Raw genomic sequence first — 287 nt, 5'->3', positions numbered from 1 at the left:
CTGACAACCGCGCTCTGGCCGTTCCTGCTATCAGGGAAGCGGTGAATAAGCTCTCTTCTGGCGTGATCAGCGCTGCGCCGGTCACACCTTAGTCAGCAAGAAAAACCACAGAGAAATCGCTTCTCTGTGGGCCTCTCTCTTTTACGCCAACTGATCCATGGTCTGCAAAATACGCTTGTCTGAAATAGGATATGGCGGTCCCAACTGCTGGGCAAAGTAACTGACACGCAGCTCTTCAATCATCCAGCGTACTTCTTTCACCTCTTCGCTTTGCAGTCGCACTGGCG

Annotated in this window: 1 protein-coding gene; it reads right to left on the bottom strand. The window is 52.6% G+C overall.

Annotated elements, in window-relative coordinates:
• Positions 1-141: 141 nt before the first annotated feature.
• Positions 142-287 (bottom strand): DUF3418 domain-containing protein (locus tag ACMV8I_RS21470; RefSeq protein WP_498867157.1); only part of this gene is annotated, 146 nt, incomplete at its 5' end.

Source organism: Ewingella sp. S1.OA.A_B6, assembly GCF_049889095.1.
GTDB lineage: Bacteria > Pseudomonadota > Gammaproteobacteria > Enterobacterales > Enterobacteriaceae > Ewingella.
Note: the sequence above shows the minus strand (reverse complement) of the source record. Positions and strands in the feature narration are given on the sequence as shown.